This window comes from Pseudomonas sp. NPDC087639 (assembly GCF_044743385.1).
Lineage (GTDB): Bacteria > Pseudomonadota > Gammaproteobacteria > Pseudomonadales > Pseudomonadaceae > Aquipseudomonas.
This window is the reverse complement of record NZ_JBIUWI010000192.1, coordinates 1-1,178: the sequence shown is the minus strand read 5'-3', so window position 1 is coordinate 1,178 and position 1,178 is coordinate 1. Positions and strand designations below refer to the sequence as shown.

Sequence of the window (1,178 nt, the reverse complement as noted above, 5' to 3'; positions counted from 1 at the left end):
ACACCCCCCCCCCCCCCCAGCCGCACGGCGCCCCCCCCCCCCCCCCCCCAGCCGCCAAGGCCCCGCCCGAAGCCGCCGCCGCTGCGGTCTATCTCGCTACGGGGACTTGCGAGATCTTCACCACCCGCATCGTCGCCGGTGTCGGCGTCCCGCAAATCAGTGCCATCGCCAACGTTGCTGCTGCCCTTGAAGGCACCGGCGTACCGTTGATCGCCGACGGCGGCATCCGTTTCTCCGGTGACCTGTCCAAGGCCATCGTTGCCGGTGCTTCCTGCGTCATGATGGGCTCGATGTTCGCCGGTACTGAAGAAGCGCCGGGCGAGATCGAACTGTTCCAGGGCCGTTCGTACAAGGCTTATCGCGGTATGGGGTCGCTGGGCGCCATGTCCCAGGCTCAAGGCTCTTCCGACCGTTACTTCCAGGACTCCTCGGCAGGCGCCGAGAAACTCGTTCCGGAAGGCATCGAAGGCCGTGTGCCGTACAAAGGCACCCTGAGCGCGATCATTCACCAGTTGATGGGCGGCCTGCGTTCCTCGATGGGCTACACCGGCAGCGCCGACATCGAAGAAATGCGCACCAAGCCTGAGTTCGTGCGGATCACCGGCGCTGGCATGGCCGAGTCCCACGTTCACGACGTGCAGATCACCAAAGAAGCGCCAAACTACCGCGTAGGTTGAGCCTTCAAGCAACAAGCTAAGCAACCGGGGCTGTTTTATTCAGCCCCGAGTTGTTTCTGAATCACGACTGTTTCTGAATGACTTAGACGAGACTGAATCATGGCCCTCGATATTCACGCTCACCGCATCCTGATCCTCGACTTCGGTTCCCAGTACACCCAACTGATCGCCCGCCGCGTGCGCGAGATCGGTGTGTACTGCGAACTGCACCCGTTCGACATGGACGAAGATGCGATCCGCGAATTCGCGCCTAAAGGCGTCATCCTCGCCGGCGGCCCCGAGTCCGTGCACGAAGCCAACAGCCCGCGCTGCCCGCAGGCCGTGTTTGACCTGGGTGTGCCGGTCTTCGGTATCTGCTACGGCATGCAGACCATGGCCGAGCAACTGGGCGGCAAGGTTGAAGGTTCCGAACTGTCTCACGACGTTCTAAACCCAGCTCGCGTACCACTTTAAATGGCGAACAGCCATACCCTTGGGACCGGCTTCAGCCCCAGGATGTGA

At 62.3% G+C, this 1,178-nt stretch carries 1 protein-coding gene, 1 rRNA gene and 1 pseudogene; 2 read left to right on the top strand and 1 reads right to left on the bottom strand.

Annotated elements, in window-relative coordinates; translation table 11 throughout:
- Positions 1 to 677, top strand: a 677-nt coding sequence (locus ACIOVB_RS27830) for an IMP dehydrogenase (RefSeq protein ID WP_401272314.1), incomplete at its 5' end; no start/stop codon positions are given.
- A gap of 99 nt (positions 678 to 776) precedes the next feature.
- Positions 777 to 1,040 (top strand): annotated as a pseudogene (locus ACIOVB_RS27825) (GMP synthase (glutamine-hydrolyzing)); the annotation flags it as partial.
- A 9-nt stretch (positions 1,041 to 1,049) separates the two neighbouring features.
- On the opposite strand, the gene ACIOVB_RS27820 reads toward ACIOVB_RS27825, so the two are convergent.
- A 23S ribosomal RNA gene (locus ACIOVB_RS27820) occupies positions 1,050 to 1,178 on the bottom strand; the annotation flags it as partial.